Here is a 265-nt window from a genome sequence, read left to right as displayed (position 1 = left end):
CCAGACTCCTACGGGAGGCAGCAGTGGGGAATTTTGGACAATGGGCGAAAGCCTGATCCAGCAATGCCGCGTGAGTGAAGAAGGCCTTCGGGTTGTAAAGCTCTTTTGTCAGGGAAGAAACGGTGAGAGCTAATATCTCTTGCTAATGACGGTACCTGAAGAATAAGCACCGGCTAACTACGTGCCAGCAGCCGCGGTAATACGTAGGGTGCAAGCGTTAATCGGAATTACTGGGCGTAAAGCGTGCGCAGGCGGTTTTGTAAGT

Annotated in this window: 1 rRNA gene; it reads left to right on the top strand. The window is 52.1% G+C overall.

The window, feature by feature from the left end:
- A 16S ribosomal RNA gene (locus ACZ92H_RS29730) occupies positions 1 to 265 on the top strand; the annotation flags it as partial.

The organism is Janthinobacterium foliorum (genome assembly GCF_978021625.1).
Note: the sequence above shows the minus strand (reverse complement) of the source record. Positions and strands in the feature narration are given on the sequence as shown.